Origin of the sequence: Novosphingobium resinovorum (assembly GCF_001742225.1) — a bacterium.
Taxonomy (GTDB): domain Bacteria; phylum Pseudomonadota; class Alphaproteobacteria; order Sphingomonadales; family Sphingomonadaceae; genus Novosphingobium; species Novosphingobium resinovorum_A.
Genome location: NZ_CP017075.1, coordinates 45321 through 66270 on the forward strand (window position 1 = coordinate 45321; position 20950 = coordinate 66270).

The following is a 20950-nucleotide window of genomic DNA, read 5'->3' on the forward strand; positions in this document are numbered from 1 at the left end:
GCGCATGGTGTTCCGAACGGGCGCTCCAGTCACAGGTTTGACGGCATACCGTGCTGCGCGTTGTGCGATGCAGCGATGGGGCTTGCAATGCCCCCATTTTGGTTTCTATTTTGTGACAAACGGTTGAACGTGGATCGGCTCTCCAGTGTGATGGATATCGAAGGCGCGGGCTCCAGCAGGCTTGCGGGGGTGTTGCTCGCGAATCGTGCCAGGCTGCGGGCCTACCTCATGGCGCGCGGCGCGGGGGATATTGCCGAGGACATCCTGCAGGAGATGTGGATCAAGGCCTCGTCGATCGACCGAGACGTCGAACCGAGCCCGCTGTCCTACCTTTTTCGCATGGCCGAGCGCCTGCTGCTCGATGCCCGGCGGCAAGGCGCCCGCCGCTCGGTGCGGGATGCCGGCTGGGCCGAGGTCAATGACCGGGACCAGCAGCCCTCGGCCGAGCAGGCGCTGATCGCCCGGCAGCAGGTCGGCATCGCCTCGCAGCGGCTGCGGGACCTGGGGCCGCGCGTGGAACACGTCTTCCGCCGCTATCGGCTGGAAGGCGCGGAACAGCGGGTAATAGCCGAGGAACTGGGCGTGAGCCTGAGCACGGTGGAGAAGGACTTGCGCAAGGCTTACGTCGCCCTTCTGGATATCAGGAGCGGCCTCGATGCGGATTGACGGCGGCGGCGGCGTTATGTGCCGGAGATTATGGTGACGGACAAGGCACGCCTCGACAACGAAGCGCTCGACTGGGTGATCCGGCTGGGCGATCCCCGGTTCGCGGACTGGGATGCGCTGACGGCGTGGCTCGCCCTGTCGCCGGATCACGCGCGTGCTTTCGACATACTGCAGCTTGCCGAGGCCAAGGCGGTGGACGAGGTGGCGCAGGGGCTTCCCCCTTCCCGGGCCGAGTTCGTCGCGGTCAACGACAACCCTTCGCGGCGATACCTGCCGGCGGGCATCGCCGCTGGGGTGGCGGTGCTGGTGGGCCTCGGCTTGTGGCTGGGCCTCAGGGGCGAGGATGCGCGGCCCTGGCAGGAGTATCGCACTGCGGCCGGCGTGCACCGTGATCTGCGACTGGCCGACGGCACCCGCCTTGCGCTCAACGGCGATACGGTGGTCCGGCTCGATCCTGGCGGGCGCGGGGCGGCGCTGGTGTCGGGCGAGGCGCTGTTCGTCGTGCGCCACGATGCGGCGCGGCCTTTCGTCGTCACCGCGGGCGGGGCGACTATCACCGACCTGGGCACACGCTTCGACGTCGTGAGCGAGCCCGGGCGGCTGGCCGTAAGCGTCGCCGAAGGCTCGGTGGCGGTGGCGCAGGCGCAGGCGGAGGGTGAGGGAGGGCTTGTCCTCACTGCCGGGCAGGGGTTCGAACGGGCAGGAACACGCGGGCGACGGTTCGATCTTGCGCCCGAGGGCGTCGCCGGCTGGCGCGAAGGGCGGTTGCACTACGAGGATGCCCCGGTATCGCTGGTCCTCGCCGACGTTGCCCGCGCGACCGGGCTGCGCGTGGAACTGGAGGGGCAGGGCGGGGACCGGCGCTTTACCGGAACGATCGGCCTCGACGGGCCGCCCGAAGCGGTGAAGGAACGGGTGCGCCTGCTGCTGAGCGCGGACGGCGGTTCGGACTGAGATGCGCGGGCGGGGGGTCTTCGCTCTCGCAATGGCGCTTGTCGCGGCGCCGGACCGGGCCTGCGCCCGCGACCTTGCGATACCTTCGTGCACCCTCGCGGAGGCGATCGACATCATCGCGCGCGGCACCGGCGCCAGCATCGGCACCACCAACCCGGCGCTGTTACGGCGACGGATCGCGTCCAAGCGGGTGTCGGGCGGGGTAGACAACATGCTCCGGCAGATTCTCGGCAACGGCGTGATGCTGCGCCGGCTCGGCGGCGATTCGTGGCTGATCGTCGGCCTGCGCCGGCTTGAAGCGGAGCCCGTGTCCGCCCTGATCCCGATGCGTCCGCCTGAACCCGGCGGTGCGGCGATCGTCGTCGCTCGGAGCCGGAGCGATGCGGCGCTGCATGCGTTTCCCCTCACCGCGCGGGTCATGCCCGGTGCAATGATCGATGCGGCTGCGGCGATGCGAGGCAGCGATGCGCTGGCGGACAGGGTGGCGCTGGTGAGCGGAACGCACCTGGGGCCGGGGCGCGACAAACTGTTCTTGCGGGGGATCGCCGATTCGAGCTTCGCGGGCACCCGTGCGGCGACGGTGGCGCCGTACCTCGGGGAGCAGCGGCTGACCTATCGTGCGGCCGATCCCGGTCTGCTGCCGCTCGACCTGGAGCAGGTGGAGGTGCTTCCCGGTCCCCACGGCACGCTCTACGGTGCGGGCGCCCTGGGCGGCATCGTCCGGTTGCAGCCGCGCGCTCCCGATCTCGGCGAGGCATCGGCGCGGGGCTGGGGCGGAATCTCGGCGACGGCGCACGGAGCGATGGGGGGCGACCTCGGCGGCCTGGCCAACCTGCCGGTGGTGGAGGGGCAGCTGGGCTTGCGCGTGCTGGGCTATCGATCGGACGCCGGAGGCTACATCGACGATACGGCGCGCGGGGACAAGGACGTCAATCGTGTGCGCACGACTGGTGGCAGGCTGGCGCTGCGCTACCGTCAGGGCGACTGGACCGCGGACATCGGCGGCGCGGTCCAGGCGATCCGCAGCCACGATGCGCAGTACGCGCAGCCGGGCACGGGATCGGGGGCGGCAGGCGCGCTGGAGCGGCGCAGCGGTGTCGCCGAGCCATCGTCCGACCATATCGCGCTGGCCTCCGCCACGGTGAGGCGCGGCGGCGGGCCGGTGCATGTCAGCGCGACGGTGGGCGCGGTGGAACAGCGCATGGACCAGAACTATGCCGCCACCGCGCGCGATGGCGGCGCGATCCTCTATCGCCAGGCCGACCACGCCAGCCTGGTCACGATCGAGGCTCGGGCGTGGCGGGAGCCCGGCGACGGCCCGGGCTGGATGGGCGGGGTGAGCATTCTCTCCAGCCGGGCGCGGCAGATCCGTTCCGTGCTGCCCGAAAGCCCCGGCGATCGGCTGCGCGTGCGCAATGACAACACCGAACTCAGTGCTTTCGGCGAAGTGACGCTCGATGCGGGGCCGGGGCTCAGCTTCACCGGCGGCCTGCGCCTCAGCCGCATGACGCTGGATGGGGATGCGCTGGGCAAGCTCGACAGCTTCTACTTCTCGCGCGAGCAGCAGCCGGTGTCGGTGGCGCGCAGCGAGACGCGGCTGCTGCCGTCGCTTGCCGCTACGCTGAAGCTGCATGGCAAGGGGCGGGCCTACACGCGCTACGAGCGGGGATACCGGCCGGGAGGGGTTGCCGGCGGGATCGTCTCGCGCAAGTTCGCGTCCGACCGGATCGGCACGCTCGAAGTCGGCCTTCGCGACGTGGGGACCGGCCCGCTGGAATGGGACGCGACGCTGGCCTGGAGCCGGTGGCGCGACGTGCAAGGGGACCTGCTGACGCCGGTGGGCCTGACGTATACCGAGAATATCGGCGATGCCCGCCTATTCAGCGCCGATGTCACGGGGCGCGCGCAAGTGACGGGGCGGCTGCAACTGCTGGGCGCGGCGATGGTGGTCCGCGACCGGCTGCATCCGCTGGAATACTTGCGCGACGGCAGCCGTTCGCTGCCCAATGTGCCGGGCCTCTCGCTGCGAGGGGAGGCGCGCTATCGCCTGCCGCTGCGCGCGGGGCGGAGCCTCGGGCTCGGCGCGCTGGTCGTGCACGAAGGCGTGTCGCACCTGGGGGCGGGCGCAAACCTCGACTTGCGGCAGGGCGGGGTGACCCGGCTCGACCTGTCGGGGCGGCTGGAACTCGACCGGGCGGTGGTCGCGCTGTCGGTCGAAAACCTGCTGGATGCGCGCGGCGATCGCTTTGCGCTGGGCAATCCCTTCACCTTGCGGGCGGGCGCGCAGACCACGCCGCAGCGCCCGCGCACGGTACGGTTGGGCTTCGAAGCAGGTTTCTGAAGAAAAAGTGTCAATTATGTAATTTCCCTTACGGGTAGGCCCTTGGGGTGGCGTTTTGCCGGCATCGAGGGGGCAACGGGTCGGGTCCCGGGGTTTTTTACATCGCCAATGCGCTGCCCGGCTCCGGCCGGTGCGCGCCACGGACCCGACCGACGATTGCTCCTGGACGCTACCAGGGAGCACCACGTGCACGACGACCGCGTTAATACGATTCTCAAGCCCACCCGGCACCTCCGATCCCCCGCCCGTTCACGACCGCGCCGTCATGTATTGCGGCTCGGCACCTGCCTGACCGGCGCCGCCGCCGCGCTGCTGATCGGCACCGCCCCTGCGGCGGCCGCACCGGCCTGCGGCCTGTTGACCCTGACGGCGGTGACCTGCCCGGCCTCGTCCAGCTATCCGGGCGGCATCCATTACGGCGTCGGGGCGGGCGAGACTCCCCAGGACCTGACCGTCCATCTCGGGGACGGCGTTGTGGTGGAAACCGGCGACGACTACGTGAACGGTATCAATGTCACCAACTTCTCGGGCGGTGCGGCGGCGGTGATCGCCGACGGCGCGAGCACGATCGCCACGCAGGGCACCGGTTCGATCGGCGTTGCGGGCAACACCGACGCAGGCGACCTGACGATCCATGTCGGCAGCGTGTCCACCCAGGGGAGCGAGGCACATGGCGTGGTCGCGGGCAGCGTCTCGGGCGCGGTCGATGTCCAGGTCGGCGCGGTAAAGACCAGCGGCGCCTTCTCCGACGGCGTCCACGTTTCCGGCTACAGCGGCGCGATCGGCGTTTCGGCGGGCAGCGTCGAGACCAGCGGGCTCTATTCGCGCGGTATCTACGGGGTCAGCACCCAGGGCAGCCTGACCATCGATGCGGGATCGGTCACCACGCATGGCGACTATTCGGTCGGCATCGACGCGCAGGCGGGCCAGCCGCCGGTGTTCGACGAGGAAACCGGCCAGACCGTGCTGGGCGCGCCGACCGACCTCACGGTCCATGCCGACAGCGTGAAGACGGGCGGCTATGCTTCGGACGGGGTGATCGCCACTAACTTCACGATGGGCGAGACCAAGGTGTCGATCGGCGCGATCGCCACCACCGGGGACGAGAGCTGGGGCGCCTACGCGGGCGGTTTCGGCAACGTCTCGCTCTCTGCAGGGACGGTAGAGACCAGCGGCACCGGCTCGGCCGGGATGGGCGCGGTGAGCATCTACGGCAATGTCGATATCAGCGCGGACAGCGTCACCACCCATGGCGATTTCGCGAACGGCATCAACGTGCTCGCCTATGGCACAGACGCTCAGCTGACCATTACGGCGGGCAGCGTCACCACGGACGGCAACAATTCCGCTGCGATCTATGCGGGGGGCTCGGCAGGCTACCTGGGCGAGAACCACAAGTTCACCGTCAAGGCCGACAGCGTCACCACCAACGGCATCAACACGGCGGGCGTCGTGGTGAAGACGGGCGGCGACGTGGACGTGGACCTCGGCACGGTGACCATCAACGGCGACCGTTCGCGCGGTGTTATCATCCAGAATGCCGATGGCGACGTGACGCTCAACATCGACAGCATCGTCACCAAAGGCGCGGTCGCGCTGGGCCGGGATGCGGTCGGCCTGTCGATCGGCAACAGCTTCGGCACGGTCGATGCCACCATCGGATCGATCACCACGGCGGGCGATCATTCTCCGGCGATCCTGACGAACGGAGCCTATTCCGACCAGCACTTCACCATCGGTTCCCTGACCACCACCGGCGATAACGCGGCGGGCTTCCAGTCCTTCCTCGATCACGGCAACCTCACGCTCGAGGTCGGCGCGATCTCGACCTCGGGCGATGACAGCCCCGGCGTCTACGCGCAGTCCTATGCGGGCGACACGGCGATCAAGGCCGACCAGGTCACCACCGGCGGGAGCAATTCCACCGGAATCAAGGTCACCGGCGTCAGCACCGACGGGCTCGATCACCAGATCGCCATCGACGCGGGCGCGATCACCACGAAGGGCGACCAGTCCTCGGGCGTGGACGTGCTGGCGCTCGGCAACGACGCGACGATCCATGCGGGCTCGGTGACGACCGGCGGCGCCTACGCCTCGGGCATCAAGGTCTCCGCGTTGCGCGGTTACAGTGAGGACGGCACGTTCTTCGGCGGCGACGTGACGGTGGACGCGGGCACCGTGGTCACCACCGGCGACGATTCGCGCGGGATCGAGACGCGCACCGACGGCAAGACCACGATCACCGCCGTCTCGGTGACGACTTCGGGTGCGAACGCGGCGGGCATTCATGCCTATGGCTACGGCGACATCGCCATCGACGCCGGGACCGTGAAGACCTCCGGCTACCGGTCGGACGGCATCAACGCCAACAACAATGTCGGCGGGCTGTCGGGCGGCATCACCATCACCGCCGGGGAAGTCAGCACCACCGGGGCGCTGTCGAACGGCATCCGCGCCGCCGCCTACTACGGCAGCACCGGCATCAAGGCCGACAAGGTGACCACCACCGGCTACGGTTCCGAGGCGGTCTACGGCTGGAGCTACTACGGCAACGTCGATATTGACGTCGGCTCGGTCGCCACCAGCGGAACGGCGGCGCGCGGCGTAGTCGCCTATTCGGGCGGCACGACCACCATCAACGTGGGCGACGTGACCACCAGCGGCGCGAACGTGAACCGGGCGTTCCTGGGCACCGGCATCAAGGCGGTCGGCGCGGCCGTGCACGTCACTGCGGGCTCGGTCAGCACGGCCGCAGACTATTCCGCCGCGATCTACGCCAATTCCAACTTCGTCCACGACAACGGACAGGCAGAGCGCGACATTTCCGTTACCGCCGGCACGCTGGTGACAACCGGCTTCGGGTCCGACGGCGTCGATGCGATCAATATCGGTCGCGGCGGGAACATCGCGATCGACGTGGGTTCGATCAGCACGCGGGGCGATTACGCATTCGGCGTGTATTCCTATGCCGTCTACGGGTCTAACACCGTGACGGTGGGAGATATCGCCACCCGGGGCAAGGTCGGTCGCGGCATCGATGCCACCAGCGTCTACGGCGACGTCACGATCACCGGCAACACGATCGCCACCAAGGGCGACTATTCCTTTGGCGTTCTGGCGAAGACCGGCGGCGCGCGTTTCTCTGCCGGCGAAACGCTTGCCGTCGATGTGGGCGAGGTTACGACCGAGGGCTTCGGTTCGGACGGTATCCGGGCACTGAGCCTGGGCCGTCAGATGGACACCGTGATCAATGCAGGGTCGGTGAAGACCTCGGGCGACTACGCCTATGGCATCAATGCCTATACCAACGGCGTGGGCAACGCGATTTCCATCACTGCGGGCACCATCGAGACATCGGGCAAGGAGGCACTCGGGATCCAGGCGGTCAACCTGGCGGTGGCCGGGGACATCTCGATCGACGTCGGCAGCATCACCAACCATGGCGATGTCAGCGCGGCGATCTTTGCCTATTCCTATGATGGCAAGGTCTCGATCGACGCGGGCACCGTCACCGACGGCGCGATCAGCGTATCGGCGCGCTATGGCGACGTGGACGTGAAGGCGGGCACCGTCACTTCCGACCATTACAACAGCACCGGCATCGCCGTCAGCGGCCAGAACATCTCGGTCAAGGTCGACAAGGTCGAGGAGACCGGGACACTCGGCGTCGGCATCCTGGCGCTCGGCGCAAAGACGGTCCGTGTCGATGCGGGCGAGATCCTGACCGCTACCGAAGGCGGCTTCGGCGTCGTCGCAGAGGGCACCGACGTCACCGTGAACGTGGGCAAGGTCAAGACCACGGGGCCGATCGCCACCGGCATCTACGCCGCCGTCTTCGGCACCGGCAATAACGGCGACATCACCGTCACCGATGCCCTCTCGACCGCAGGTGACATCTCCGACGGCGTGTTCGCGATCTCCGGGGGGACCATCGGCATCCACAACCGGGGTACTCTGGAAACCTCGGGGCAGGATTCGCGCGGCATCGTCGGCTTCGGCATGCAGGGCGTGACGATCGACGGAACCGGCACGATCACCACCAGCGGGGAGCGCTCGCTGGGCGTGCTTGCGCAGGCGCTGGGCGGCACAGTCTCGGTCAGCCAGGCGGCGATCAGCACCAGCGGCCACAATGCCGCCGGCCTCTATGCGGGCGTCTATGGCGCGAGCCTCGACGGCCAGCCGCTCAGCGGCGACATCCGCATCGATGTGGGTTCGGTCTCGACCAGCGGCGACCTTTCCGACGGCATCGTCGCGGTGAACGCGGCGCAGGGCGGCGGGATCGACATCACGGCGGGCACGGTGACCACCACCGGAGCCGGATCGGCGGGTATCGTCGCGATCGGTTATTCCGGGGCGATCAGGATCACTGCGGGCGACGTGACCACGACCGGCGACTTTGTGCCGGGCCAGCCGATCGGCGACTATTATTACACCGCGCCGCATTTCAACCACGGCATCTACGCGGTCGGCGCCAGCGTCGACGTGACGGCGACCGGGGCGGTTTCCACCAGAGGAGACTTCGCGACCGGCATCTATGCCGCCGCCCTCGACGGCAAGGTCACCATCCACGCCCGGGATGTCGCCACGACCGGCGACAAGGCGGCTGCCGTGCGCGGCTATTCGGCGAGCGGGGGCGTGTCGGTCACGACGACCGGGACGATCTCGACCAGTGGCCGTAACGCCTACGGCGTACTGGCCTTCGGCGCAGGTCCGCTCGATGTGACCAACAGCGGTGATATCGCCACATCTGGCCAGTTCGCCCACGGCATCTATGCGCTGGGCGGAACCGGGGCGGTCTCGACCGTATCGATCGCCAACTCCGGCAAGGTGGCGACGAGCGGGGAGGCCGCCAACGCGATCCGCGCGATCAGCCATGGCGGCGACGTGGACGTGGTCTCCACCGGCATGGTCGAAGCCTCGGGCAAGTACGCCTCGGGCGTGCTTGCGGTCGTCGAAAGGCCCGGGCGCGGCGGCGACAAGGTCGCACTGGCCGAGGGCGAGGCCGAGGCGCTGCCGATGCTGACGGTGGACGTCGGCAAGGTCACCGTTTCGGGCGAGGGTTCGGCGGGCGTGGTCGCTCTCAGTTATCGCGGCGACGTGTCTGTCAAGGCGCAGGCGATCGACGCCTCGAAGGGCGGAGCCGGCCTCTCGACGATCTCTGCGGGCACCACCAGCATCGAGGTCGGCAACGTGTCTTCGGGCGGGCGCGGCATCCTGACGATCAGCGCCGGCGATGCCGAGGCCACCGTCACCGGGTCAGTGATCGCACCCAACCACGTCGCGATCGAGATGAACTCCTTCAGCGGCGACACCGTGCTCAACATCGGCAAGGGCGCGACGGTCATCGGCGGCGGCCAGCACAACCCGGCCGACGATCCTTATGTGGGCATCGGCAATGCGGTGATCCTGGGCTCCTACACCGGCGTGACGCTCAACAACGCGGGCACCATCCGCAACCTGGGCGACGGCTACACGGTCTACATGGCGGACCTCGGCATCGGCGACGAGCTGACCACCGTTTACGGCGCGGCCATCACCAACTCCGGCCTGATCGAGGGCAACGTGAAGATGACGGCGGTGGATGACACCTTCGTCAACAGCGGCCGCTTCGATGCGACGAAGGACAGCGACTTCGGTGCCGGACGGGACGTGTTCACCAACAGCGGCATCCTGGCGGTGTCGAGCGGTACATCCGCTGCGGCACGGGTGGCTGCCGCGCCGGTTTCGGTCACGTTCAAGGGGCTGGAGCGGTTCGAGAACAGCGGCCTCATCGACCTGCGCGGCGGAGCGGCGGGCGACACGCTGACGCTGACCGGCGACTATTTCGGTTCGGGTAATGCCCAGCTCGGCCTCGATCTCGGGAAGGGCGTTGCCGACAAGCTGGTGATCCAGGGAGCGGCGACCGGGTCCACCAGGATCGTGCTCAACCAGAGCGCATCCGATGCCACGCTGCTGACCAAACCGATCGAACTGGTGAAGGTCGGCGCGGGCAGTGCATCGACGGCGTTCCACATGGCGGCGCCGGACGTCGGGCTGGTGCACTATGCGCTCGCATACGAGGCAGGCAGCTTCGGCCTGACCGCGCAGGCCGGTGCGCCGGTCTATCGGCTCGCGCGGATCGGCGAAGGGGCGCAGGCGATCTGGGACCAGTCCGCGCAGGCATGGAGCAGCCACATGACGCAGCTGCGCGACGACGTGCAGCCCGCCGCCCGTCTGTGGGGCCAGGTCTACGGCGGCGTGAGCAACCGCGACGCCGCGCAGGCGATCGGCGGCACCGACTATGCCCTCGACTACCGCCAGGACTTCTACGGGTTCCAGGTGGGCATGGATCTCGGCGGGTCGATGAACGATGCGGGCTCCGCCGTGTTCGGCGTGACGGCGGGCTACATCAGCTCGCGCCAGAATTTCGAGCGCGGCGGCGACCGGGCGGAGTTCGACACGGTCAACGTGGGTGCCTACGGCTCGGTCAGGCACGGGGCGTTGTTCGGCAATGCGCTGGGCCAGTATGCACACCACGCGATCGACGCGCACGGCCGGGTTCTCGACTGGTCGGACAAGACCAGCGGCGACGGTTACGGCCTGCAGGGCGAGATCGGCGCGCGGCTGGGCTCCGACAAGGTGTTCGTCGAACCGTTGGCCTCGCTGGCGTGGCAGAAGACGGATATCGCCGGGCTCAATCTGCTGGGTCAGTCGATCGACTTCGGCAAGCTCGACGGGCTGACCGGCAAGCTGGGCGCGCGGATCGGCGGCACGGCCAGGGTCTTCGGAACCGAGGCGGTGTTCTATGCCCGGGGAAGCTGGGTCCACCAGTTCGAGGGCAGGCCCGCCGCGACGCTGGTGAGCGGGGGCACCTCAGAAAGCATCGAGGGCCGCCGCATGGGCGACTACGGGCAGGCGGCGCTGGGCGTGACGATCCTCTCCGAAGGCCCGGTCAGCGGCTTCGTAGAGGGTAACGCCACCTTCGGGTCCAGCACCAGGGGCGGCGGCGGCCGCGCCGGCGTGCGCTTCCAGTTCTGATCCCGATACCACGAGGGCCGGGCACGCACCCGGCCCTCGCCACAAGCAGAGAACACGACATGACCGACACCGGCTCTGATTCTGGCCCTGATTCTGGCCCCGCTTCTGATCTCGCCACCGCCGAGCGTCCGGCCTCCGCTTCCCCCCCGGAGGCGGAGGCCGGAATGGCTGCGATCCAAACCACCACCGGCCGCGCGTCCGCCCCGGGAGCGGAAGCGGCTACGCTCGCACCCGGCGCCACCAACATCGCCGTCTCGCGCGGGTTCAACGCTTGGCTGCGCACGCACCGGGTGAGCCTGGCCTTCACCTCGTACCAGACCGGGCAACTGTTCCTCGTCGGTGCCCACGCCAATGGCACCGTCTCGTTCAACCAGCAGAGCTTCAGCCGCGCGATGGGCGTGTGCTGGCGGCCGGGGCGGCTCTACCTCGGCTCGCTGTCGCAGCTCTGGAGGCTGGAGAACATGCTGCGTCCCGGCGAACTGGGCAACAAGGCGTTCGACGCCGTGCTGGTCCCGCGCAATGCCCAGACCATCGGCGACCTCGATATCCATGAGGTCGGCGCGGACCGGGACGGCCGGGTGATCTTCGTCAACACCAAGTACAGCTGCCTCGCCACGCTGGACCTGACCCACAGCTTCAGGCCGATCTGGAAGCCGGCGTTCATCTCCAAGCTGGCGCCGGAGGACCGCTGCCACCTCAACGGCATGGCGATGGCGGACGGGGAAGTGCGCTACGTCACCGCCGTCAGCCGCTCCGATGTGCTCAGCGGGTGGCGCGAGCGGCGGCATGAGGGCGGGGTGCTGATCGACGTGCGCGACGACCGCATCGTCACCGACCAGCTTTCGATGCCGCATTCCCCGCGCGTGGTCGGCGAACAAGTCTACGTGCTCGACAGCGGACGGGGCCAGATCGTGCGGATCGACCCCGCGAGCGGCGAGAAGACCGACATCGCGTTCTGCCCCGGCTTCCTGCGCGGCATGGCCATCCACCATGGCCATGCCATCGTCACACTCTCGAAGCCGCGCGACGGCACTTTCAAGGGCCTGTTGCTCGATGGCGAACTGAAGAAGCGCGATGCCGAGGCGTGGTGCGGCCTCATGGTCGTGAACCTCGCGACCGGCCACATCGTCGAATGGGTGCGCCTCGAAGGCCACATCACCGAGTTGTTCGATGTCGCCGCCATGCCCGGCGTGGCCTGCCCCATGTCGGTCGGCCCGCAGACCGAGGAAATCCGGAGCACGATCACCTTCGATCAGCTTTGAACGACCCAGGGAGGGAGCGAAGGTCGCGGTGGTTGCCCCTGCCGCGGCCTTCGTCTCGGTTTATCGCGGACAGGCCGGAAAAGAAGGCAGTCGGGATCTGGAAATCGAAGATCCGGTGAGCATCTGGAAAGCGGGCGGCCGCGCAATGGACCCGGAGGCCGCCAGATCGAATGTACCGGCCCGGATCGAATGCACCGGCATGGACAGCCAATGACGATTATGTCCTTCTTGGCGATCATGCGAAATCGCGGCATCGATGAAGGGCACTGGCTCATCGTTGGGAGAGGTCGATGGCTACAAGGACCGCGGAGCAATATCCGCCGGAACATTATTCCGGGTGGTTGTTCGGCGCCGACGACACGCCCATCGCGTTCGACAGCTTCAACGCGGAGATCGTCGTCGATTTCGATGGCGGATGGTCGGAACTTCGACGCTTGAAATGGTCGCGTACCTTGGATGCCACCTGGCATACCGATAGACGGTGCTATTTCCTCACGCTGATGCTCGATGGCCCGGTCGAGGTGGATCGCCGGAACGTCGCGCTCGCTCAGATGGCTCCCTATGGGGGGCGGCGGGTCCGGTTGGTCCCGCCGGACCAGACGATCCACTCGGTAAGCGTCGCGGACGGCGAGGCGCGCGCCATGCGCTGTTTCCTCGAGGCGGACCTCGTTGAATCCGTCTGCGCGAGGCCGCCCAGTTTTGAGGAACGGGCACATCTCGGCTCCATCGACCTGAGCGGCGGTCCGCTGGAATGGCTACTGTTGCGTATGTACCGCGAGATGAGCAATGGAGAGATCGGGCTGCGGATCGCGCTGGAGGGCATCGCGCGTGAAATAGCGGTCGAGATCGCGCGCGCGATCGAGGGAAGGCGGGCTGGGACGCGCCGCCTTTCCGGGGGACTGGCGCCCTGGCGGATGCGCCTGGTGCTCGAACGGATCCATGCCGAAGGCCCGCTGCCGAATATCATCGAACTCGCCGCGATATGCGGGTTGACGTCCCGCCATCTGGGCCGGGCTTTCCATCAGGAGACCGGTCGGACGCTGGGCAGGTTCATCGCCGCCGCCATGGCCGAGCGGGCCGGCAGGATGCTGGAGGCGGGGGTTCCGGTCGGCGCTGTCGGGGCGGCGCTGGGCTATTCGAGTTCGAGCAGCTTTGCGCATGCGTTTGCGCGGGAGACAGGCGTGTTGCCGTCGAGCATTCGCGACGGTCATCGGCACAGAGGGAGCCGAACATCTTAGCAAAGCGAAAGAAAATGTCCTCATTTCGATGATTGGGAACGCCTCGCGTTGAGGCGCCTGTGCGGCCTGCGTAGCTTTGCGGCAGTCGAGCAGGATGAGGAACTGGAATGGAACGCCAAACAGAGATGGATCTGACCGGCAAGGTTGCGATCATCACGGGTGCTAGCCGCGGGGTAGGGCGGCAGTCCGCACTGGACTTCGCGCGGCGGGGAGCCAGGGTGGTGCTGGCCGCGCGGACGGTCGATACCAGCGACACGCTGCCCGGCAGCCTTGGCGAGACCATGCAGGAAATAGAGGCCTTCGGCGGAGCGGCGCTGCCCGTACAGACCGATCTCGCCAGCGAAGCCGATCTCAAGAAGCTGGTGGCGGCGGCGGTGGACCGCTTTGGCGGCGTGGACATATTGGTCAACAATGCCGCTGCCACCAACGGGCCGATCTGGAGCACCCGCTTCCTGGACCTGAGCCGCGAGGATTGGCTCTATCAGTTCGATGTCAACGTCCATGCGCCGTTCACGCTGATCCAACTGGTCGTCCCGATCATGGAAAAGCGCGGCGGTGGCCGGATCATCAATCTCTCCACCGGCAGCGGCGAAGTCTTCCGGATGCCGGAGGAGCCGCGCAAACTGGACGCTGTCGGCGAATTCAGCCTCGCCGTGCCCGGCTATTATTCGAGCAAGCGGGCGCTCGATCGGCTCGGGAACTGCCTTGCGCCCGAACTGGCGCGGAAAAATATCTTCATCATCGGCCTCCACCCAGGTCTTGTCGCGACCGAGCTGGTCGCCATCCGCGTGCGGGAAGCCGGATTGGACGACAGCGTGGCAGTGTCGATGACGGTTCCCGCCCGAATGATCGTCTATTTTTCCGCCTGCGAAAATCCGGCCGAATATACGGGCAGGTTGTTCTGGGCCGAGCGCGAACTGGCCGACATGGCGATTCCATTGGACGGTATCGCCCAGCCTTTCGTGAACACCGGATCGACACCGGCCGCTTAACAACCAATGTCAGTAGTGACAGAGTGTGTGGAATAGTACACTCCGATTGACGGCCTTCGTTCGGTGTGTTGACCGTATTGTGGCGGAATGAATCAACGCTGATATATGAGTAATGTCCTCGGTAACTAACTAAACATACAAAAATTTGTATTTTATTGATTTCTGATACGCACAGACCTGGCAGGCTGATTTGGGAGGATCGCCATGGGACAGTCGGTATCGCAGTGGCTGAAGATGGACCAGGCTGCGCTCGATGCGCTGTTTTCCGCGCATGAGGCGGGGCCGATTCCCGATGGCGAGGCCAGAGGGACGGCGATCATCGCGCCGGGCACCTCGGTTTCGGACGAGATCGCCAAGCTCATCAATATCTTCGCCTGGCAGGGCAAGGTCTTCGACGGCGAGCATGGTTTCCTGCGCAACACCATCCTGCCGTTCGGGCTCAAGGCGATCGTCGCCAAAGTCTACAAGGAGCCGAGCTGGCTGGACGGAAAGGAGTGCATCGTGCTCGACTATTCCGACACCTCGCTGCTGGCATCGCACGTGCGCGACGAGATCCGGATGATCGAGCCGGGGCTCTATCTGGGCAAGGTCTACTGGGACAAGACGCGGCTGATCGACTTCGCGCTCGAGTTCGGCGGCTGATCGGGCCGCCGTGATCCGGCAGGGACACATCTTCATCGCCTCGCCCCTCCGCTTCGGCGTACGCGTCGAACTGGAGCGGACGCTGGCGTCGATGACCTCGTCTCCCGGCCAGGCAGAGCCCGAGAACTGGCTGGTGCCGTTCGGGCGGCTCAAGCGCATCCATGTCGCGCGGTTCGTCGTGCTCGACGATCCCTCGCTGCGGGACCGCATCGCGCTGGCCGAGAGCCTGCCGGTGACCGAGCCGGTGCGATTGGCGTTCATCGCCGACTACGATGGCGGGGATGCGGAGTTCCTCGAGGCGCTGGCGGTGGTGGCGGGGCCGGGGCTGCGCAAGATATTCGGGTTCTGCATCGACTTCGAACCGCGCACCGACCTCATCGCGTGGATGCGCGCCCATCGCTGCCGGACGGCGGCCAATTACATCAACTGGCGCGGGCGGGGCACCCGGCAGATTGCCGAGGAGGCGGCGCTGCATCGCGCGCTGCGCGCGGCGCGGCTGGCGCACCGGACGGAAGATCCGGAAACGCTCTGGCCGATCCTTGCGCAAGCGGGGCAGGCGGTGCCGCTGACGCCGCTGCAGAAGATGCCGCTGCTGCACAGGCTCGGCGACATCGCCCACTTCCTGCTGCTCCCGGTGCTCGCCCTGGTGCTGCTGCCGCTGATCGTGCTGGGTCTGCTGCCGTTCGTGCTGCTGCTGCGCCGCCGGGAGAAGACCGACCCGGTGCTCGCCCCGGTGCCTGACCGGGAGCGCAACCGCATGCTCTCGGCGCAGGAGGACCACGACATCACCAACCAGTACAGCGCCATCGGCTCGCTCAAGCCGGGGCGATTCCGGCGGTGGCTGGCGGTGGTGATCCTGTGGGTAATCGGCTGGGGCGCGCGGCACATCTATCGCAAGGGGCGGCTCGCGCGGGTCAACACGATCCACTTCGCGAGCTGGACGTTCCTCGACGACAGGCGCCGCGTCTATTTCGCCAGCAATTACGATGGCAGCCGCGAGGCGTACAACGACGACTTCATCAACAAGGTGGCCTTCGGGCTGAACCTGTCGTTCTCCAACGGCCTCGGCTATCCGCGCACCGACTGGCTGATCCGCGGCGGAGCGAGGCGCGAGGAGGATTTCAAGCGCTACCTGTTCCACCACCAGATCCCGACGCAGGTATGGTTCAAGGCATTCCCAGGGCTGTCCAACTACGACATGGCGCGTAATGCCCGCATTCGCGCGGGGTTCGAGGCGAGGCCGCGCGGGCGTGCGCTGCGCCGCTGGATCGCCGAGATATGAACGGGCGCCGAGAGATGAAAGGGCTGGGCACCGACGTGCAGGCGCTCGTCGGGCGCGGGTTCGGGTCGCTCGGCGGCGCGCGCTATGTGCTGCTGCAGGTTGCGCAGCCGGGCGCGGCGCGGGCGTGGCTGCGCTCGCTGGCGGTGACGACGCTGGCCGAGGCGGAGGCGCGGCGACTGGAGCGGGTCTGCCAGCTGGCCTTCACGGCGGCGGGACTGCGGGCATTGGGCCTGCCGGTGGACGATGTGCCCGGCTTCGCGCCCGAGTTCCTCGACGGGATGGCGGGCGATCCCTCGCGCTCGCGGCGGCTGGGGGACGTGGAGGAAAGTGCGCCCGAATACTGGCGCTGGGGCAGCGGCGAGGCGGAGCCGCATGTGCTGCTGATGCTGTTGGCGGGGGAGGGGGACATTGCCGCGTGGCAGGATGCGATACTCGGCGCGATGCCGCCGGACGCCTGCACGCTCCTGCGTGTCAACGACGCGAGTGGACCGGTCGGGCGCGAGCCGTTCGGCTTCGTGGACGGTGTCTCGCAACCGGAGGTCGACTGGGAGGGCACGCTGAGACCCGGCGGGGCGAAGGACCGCGACTATCGCGATCGGATCGCGCTCGGCGAATTCCTGCTGGGGCATGGCAACGAGTACGGGTTCGTGGCGGATCATCCGGTGCAGCGGGGGATCGGGCGTAACGGGACGTACCTCGTCTATCGCCAGTTGATGCAGGACGTGGGCGGCTTCTGGGACTGGACCGCGCGGATTGCCGGCAGGGACGGGGCAGTCGCGCTGGCCGAGCGGATGGTGGGGCGCGGTATCGACGGGCAGCCGCTGCCGGAACTGGCCGCGCACGGGCTCAACGGCTTTACTTTCGCGGGCGACCCGGACGGGATTGCATGCCCGGTCGGCGCACACGTCCGCCGCGCCAATCCGCGCAGCGGCGACGATCCGCAAGGACGGCGCGGGTTCCTGCGCGATGTGGTTTCCTCGCTCGGGTTCAAGGGCACGGCCATCCATGACGCGGTGGCCTCGGCGCGGTTTCACCGGCTCCTGCGGCGGGGGCGGCCCTATGGCGCGGCGCCGGAGCCGCTTGCGGTGATCGCCGGAGAGGCGGTGGCGCAAGAGTGCGGGCTGCACTTCATCTGCCTCAACGCCAGCCTCGCGCGGCAGTTCGAATTCGTGCAGGGCAGCTGGATCGCCAGCCCCTACTTCGGCGGGCTTTCGGGCGAGCAGGACCCGCTGCTGGGCAACCGCTGTCCGGTCCGCAGCGGGCAGGTGACGGACGCCTTCGCGTGGCACGACGGGGATGGCAATCCGCGCCTCGTCGCCGGACTGCCGCGCTTCGTGACGGTGTTGGGCGGGGCGTACTTCTTCCTGCCGGGGATCGGCGGGCTGGCGCGGATACTCGAGGACGCGCCCTAATTCGTCATTGCTTCGCTGTGCTTGCGGGTGGCGAAAAGCTGGCGTGTGACCGACTTCAATTCAATCATCGTCATTCCCGCGAAGGCGGGAACCCAACTCCTGAAGTGGCAAATTGCACCGTCATCAGATGGGTCCCCGCCTTCGCGGGGATGACGGACGGTGTTTCAGTCAAACACGATCAGGCCCTAGTCGAACTGTTCGTGCCCGGTCGGCTCGGCGTGGCTTTCGCCGTTCTTGCCCTGCCGGTAGCGCGACATCTCGAAGTAGAGCCGCTGCCGTGCGCGGTTCTGGTTGCCGAGGGGGCGGTGCTCCGGGACGCAGTGCCAGGGGTTCCACGTTAGTTGCCGGGCGAAGGCGAACTGTGCAGGCGAGCGGAATTCCTGGGCCGGGATCGAGATCCGCGCCACCGGAATATAGGGCGTGCGCGCCGGGTCCCACAGGACCGCGCCCTGCTCGATCGGCTGAAGGAACGGGTCGCGCTGCAGCCTCAGGCGCATCTCGAAACAGGCCTCGCCCTCGCGCAGCGAAGCGGCGAGGTTGTCGCGCAGGTAGTCGTCGCCGGGGCGCAGCGGCAGGCGAGGAATGCGCGTCGTGACGGGGGTGAGGGGGTGGAAACTGTACTGCATCGCCTGCCCTTCTCCCAGCAGGTAGGGCGTGCAGGAGAAGTACGTGTTGGCCAGCGGATTGGCGAGCGTACGGTTCCACAGCGCCTGCATGATGAAGTCGCGCACGTGCGGGCGCCTGAGGTTCAGGAAGTACCAGACCCCCATCTCGCGGCGGCTCCAGTATTGCAGGTGCGCGTTGGTGCGCGTGTCGGGCGTGGGGAAGGTGATGACGGTGACCGAGGTGAAGTCCTGCGTGGAATTCTCGTCGTCCATCAGCTTGGGGCCGGGCACGTCGCATAGCTTCACGCTCATCGAGCCGAAGCCGACGTCGTCGATGTCGGGCTCGACATGGGGGCCGGGGTTTGAGAAGCGGACCCATGCGGGAAAGCTGCGCTCCGCCGCGAAGACGCCCCGGCGCACGTGCTCGGGCAGGCCCGGCAATACCGTGAAAGTCGCCCGGACGAGGCCGTGCGTCTTGGTATTGCCCGCGCGTTCGTAAGTGCCGGGAGTGAAGTCGAGGTCGAGGTGATGCTGCATCTCGGCGATGATGGTGTCGAGGCTGACGTCCTCGTCGGGATCGATGCGCTCCTGCGCCAGCGGGGGCACGTCGCGGCTGCGGGTGAGGTTGATGGTCCAGTTGAAGAACCGCGTCAGCGGCATGCGCACCACCGCGTCGAGTGCGGGGCGGAAGACGGGATCGAAGCGCCGCTCGAAGTGGAGGCCCGCTTCGAGCAGGCGGTGCAGAAAGCGCAGCATCGGGTCAGCTCTCCCTATTCAGGCGCAGGATGTCGGCGGCCAGTTTCTCGGCCGCGAGGTAGATCGGCGCGGCGATGAACAGGCCGGGGATGCGCGGGAAGATCGAGGCGTCGACCACGCGCAGCCGCTCGATCCCGTGGACCCGGCCCGAGGGATCGAGCACCGGCCCGATCGCCGCGCTGCCGCAGGCGTGGTGTCCCCATGCGTTGGCGCGAACCCAGTCGCGCAAGGGCGCGCCGGTGAGGTGAGGGCCGGGCAGTTCCTCCTCGGCGATCACCCCGCGCGCGATCAGCGGGCGGGCGAGGGCGCGGGCCATCTCCAGTCCTTCGACGAGGCCGGTGAGGTCGGCCTCCCCGTTCTGCGCGAAGTGGGCGAAGTCGATACGCGGCGGATCGCGCGGGTCGGCGGAGGCAAGGCGCACGGTCCCTGCGCGGTTGCCGGTCTGGCCCTTGAGCACGGTCCAGCTGAAGCCGTCGAGCCCCGGCCAAAGCTCGGCGGAATAGCCGGGATAGTACCCTTTAAAGCGCGCCATGAGCCCCATCAGGAACAGGTCGGGCGCGTGGTCCCGCGCAGTGCTGGAGCGGCGCAGCGCGGCAAGCGCCGCGCCGTTCGAGATGTACATCCCCCGCCGCCGCTTCCGCCACATGCGGTGCAGCGGGTCACCGGGGGCGAAGGTCGCGCCCTGCAGCGAGCGCCATGGTTTCGCCATGCGGTGGACGAGGCCGATCTCGTAGCGGTCCTGCAGGTTGCATCCGACTTGCGGCAGGTGCTTGCGGCAGGCGATGCCGTGTTTGGCGAGATGGCTGGCGTCGCCGATGCCCGATAGCATCAGCAGTTGCGGCGTGGCGAAGGCGCCGCCTGCGAGGATGACCTCGCGCCGGGCGAAGCTGGCGCCTTCCTCGCCTTCTGCACGGGGCTTCGGGCTGGCGTGGTGAAGGTGGCGGCCTTTTAGCCATGCGACGCCGTTTGCGACCCCGCTCCTGTCGAACAGGACGCGGGTAGCGAGGCAGTCCGTCAGGATGGTGATGCGGTCGGGGTGAGCCTCGCGCACGGCCTCCAGCCGCTCGCGCGCGCCGCTGCGGGCGTGGCCGCGCGTGGTGAGCGGGGTGTAGCAGACCTGTTCGCGGTCCTGCCGCCTGTCGTCGTTGGGATCGCCCCAGTCGCGCAGGAACACGCCGATGCGCGAGAGCCAGTTTCGGCCCCGTGCCACGTCCACCAGCGTCGCCAGCAGCAGCGAGCGGATCAGCGCCGCATCGCGAAAGGCGCGCATCGGCGCCGCCTTCTCGACCGGCAGCCAGCCGTCCCAGCCATGCCCGGTCGGGTCGATGCCGAGGCGGGCGAGCAGGCGCCAGAACGGGCGGTGGCGGCAGTCCTCGACCACCTTGCGATGGCGGCGCATCGCTTCGGGCGACCAGCCCGGATCGCCGGTCAGGGTGGCCAGATGCGCCCAGTCGCTGTCTGGCGGGACCAGGAAGATCATCGCATTGTGCGCCGTGCAGCCCCCGAGCGCCCCGGCGCGGGGGTAGCTGACGAGGTCGCCTGCAGGAGCGGCGAAATGCCGCACGCGGTAGTCCCACGCGAATTCGGGGTTCTCCGAGGCGAAGGGATGGAAGGCGGGCACCGCGTAGTCCGCCTGAGCCCGCTCGTCTCCCGCGAAAGGGTCCGGCCCAGCCTCGATCACCAGCACCCGCATTCCCGCTTCGGCAAGCCGCGCCGCGACAGTGCCTCCGGCCGCGCCCGACCCCACCACGATGTAGTCGTGTTCGGGCTGCGGCACCGCCTG

Annotated in this window: 13 protein-coding genes; 11 read left to right on the forward strand and 2 right to left on the reverse strand. The window is 68.0% G+C overall.

Annotated features, from left to right (window positions below; genetic code table 11):
- Window positions 1-150 precede the first annotated feature (150 nt).
- From BES08_RS00175 to BES08_RS00225, 11 genes are all read left to right on the forward strand, one after another.
- Window positions 151-666 carry a sigma-70 family RNA polymerase sigma factor gene (locus BES08_RS00175; protein WP_069707343.1) on the forward strand — a complete coding sequence of 172 codons (516 nt, stop codon included), beginning with the start codon at window positions 151-153 and terminating at the stop codon, window positions 664-666.
- 33 nt (window positions 667-699) lie between these two features.
- Window positions 700-1620 carry a FecR family protein gene (locus tag BES08_RS00180; protein ID WP_197524407.1) on the forward strand — a complete coding sequence of 307 codons (921 nt, stop codon included), beginning with the start codon at window positions 700-702 and terminating at the stop codon, window positions 1618-1620.
- 31 nt (window positions 1621-1651) lie between these two features.
- Window positions 1652-3961 (forward strand): TonB-dependent receptor, encoded by a 2310-nt coding sequence (locus tag BES08_RS00185; RefSeq protein WP_069707345.1) that lies wholly within the window; start codon window positions 1652-1654, stop codon window positions 3959-3961.
- Between the two features lie 186 nt (window positions 3962-4147).
- Window positions 4148-10978 (forward strand): pertactin-like passenger domain-containing protein, encoded by a 6831-nt coding sequence (locus BES08_RS00190; RefSeq protein WP_231958090.1) that lies wholly within the window; start codon window positions 4148-4150, stop codon window positions 10976-10978.
- A gap of 164 nt (window positions 10979-11142) precedes the next feature.
- Complete coding sequence (locus BES08_RS00195) at window positions 11143-12240, forward strand: TIGR03032 family protein (protein WP_069707347.1); 1098 nt, start codon at window positions 11143-11145, stop codon at window positions 12238-12240.
- Window positions 12241-12268: 28 nt separating this feature from the next.
- The gene (locus BES08_RS00200) at window positions 12269-12454 is read left to right on the forward strand and encodes a hypothetical protein (protein ID WP_069707348.1); all 186 of its coding nucleotides are present in this window, start codon (window positions 12269-12271) and stop codon (window positions 12452-12454) included.
- A gap of 127 nt (window positions 12455-12581) precedes the next feature.
- On the forward strand, window positions 12582-13478 hold the full coding sequence (locus BES08_RS00205; RefSeq protein WP_069707349.1) for a helix-turn-helix domain-containing protein: 897 nt from the start codon (window positions 12582-12584) through the stop codon (window positions 13476-13478).
- A 107-nt stretch (window positions 13479-13585) separates the two neighbouring features.
- Entirely contained in the window at window positions 13586-14470 is an 885-nt protein-coding gene (locus BES08_RS00210; protein ID WP_069707350.1) for an SDR family NAD(P)-dependent oxidoreductase, read from the forward strand.
- A 204-nt stretch (window positions 14471-14674) separates the two neighbouring features.
- Window positions 14675-15112 carry a hypothetical protein gene (locus BES08_RS00215; RefSeq protein WP_008828576.1) on the forward strand — a complete coding sequence of 146 codons (438 nt, stop codon included), beginning with the start codon at window positions 14675-14677 and terminating at the stop codon, window positions 15110-15112.
- A gap of 10 nt (window positions 15113-15122) precedes the next feature.
- Window positions 15123-16394, forward strand: coding sequence for a hypothetical protein (locus BES08_RS00220; protein ID WP_069707351.1), 1272 nt, complete (start codon window positions 15123-15125; stop codon window positions 16392-16394).
- Complete coding sequence (locus BES08_RS00225; protein ID WP_156799741.1) at window positions 16391-17806, forward strand: Dyp-type peroxidase; 1416 nt, start codon at window positions 16391-16393, stop codon at window positions 17804-17806. The genes BES08_RS00220 and BES08_RS00225 overlap by 4 nt, the downstream gene beginning before the upstream one ends.
- A 185-nt stretch (window positions 17807-17991) precedes the next feature.
- On the opposite strand, the gene BES08_RS00230 is transcribed toward BES08_RS00225, so the two are convergent.
- Entirely contained in the window at window positions 17992-19167 is a 1176-nt protein-coding gene (locus tag BES08_RS00230) for a catalase family protein (RefSeq protein WP_069707353.1), read from the reverse strand.
- A 4-nt stretch (window positions 19168-19171) separates the two neighbouring features.
- Window positions 19172-20944 carry a GMC family oxidoreductase gene (locus tag BES08_RS00235; protein ID WP_197524408.1) on the reverse strand — a complete coding sequence of 591 codons (1773 nt, stop codon included), beginning with the start codon at window positions 20942-20944 and terminating at the stop codon, window positions 19172-19174.
- Window positions 20945-20950: the final 6 nt, after the last annotated feature.

Bases quoted from the DNA above. Each gene is read 5' to 3' on its own strand.
- BES08_RS00210 (WP_069707350.1), top strand. From the start codon at position 13,586: ATGGAACGCCAAACAGAGATGGATCTGACCGGCAAGGTTGCGATCATC.
- BES08_RS00185 (WP_069707345.1), top strand. From the start codon at position 1,652: ATGGCGCTTGTCGCGGCGCCGGACCGGGCCTGCGCCCGCGACCTTGCG.
- BES08_RS00175 (WP_069707343.1), top strand. From the start codon at position 151: ATGGATATCGAAGGCGCGGGCTCCAGCAGGCTTGCGGGGGTGTTGCTC.
- BES08_RS00195 (WP_069707347.1), top strand. From the start codon at position 11,143: ATGGCTGCGATCCAAACCACCACCGGCCGCGCGTCCGCCCCGGGAGCG.
- BES08_RS00215 (WP_008828576.1), top strand. From the start codon at position 14,675: ATGGGACAGTCGGTATCGCAGTGGCTGAAGATGGACCAGGCTGCGCTC.
- BES08_RS00230 (WP_069707353.1), bottom strand. From the start codon at position 19,167: ATGCTGCGCTTTCTGCACCGCCTGCTCGAAGCGGGCCTCCACTTCGAG.
- BES08_RS00225 (WP_156799741.1), top strand. From the start codon at position 16,391: ATGAACGGGCGCCGAGAGATGAAAGGGCTGGGCACCGACGTGCAGGCG.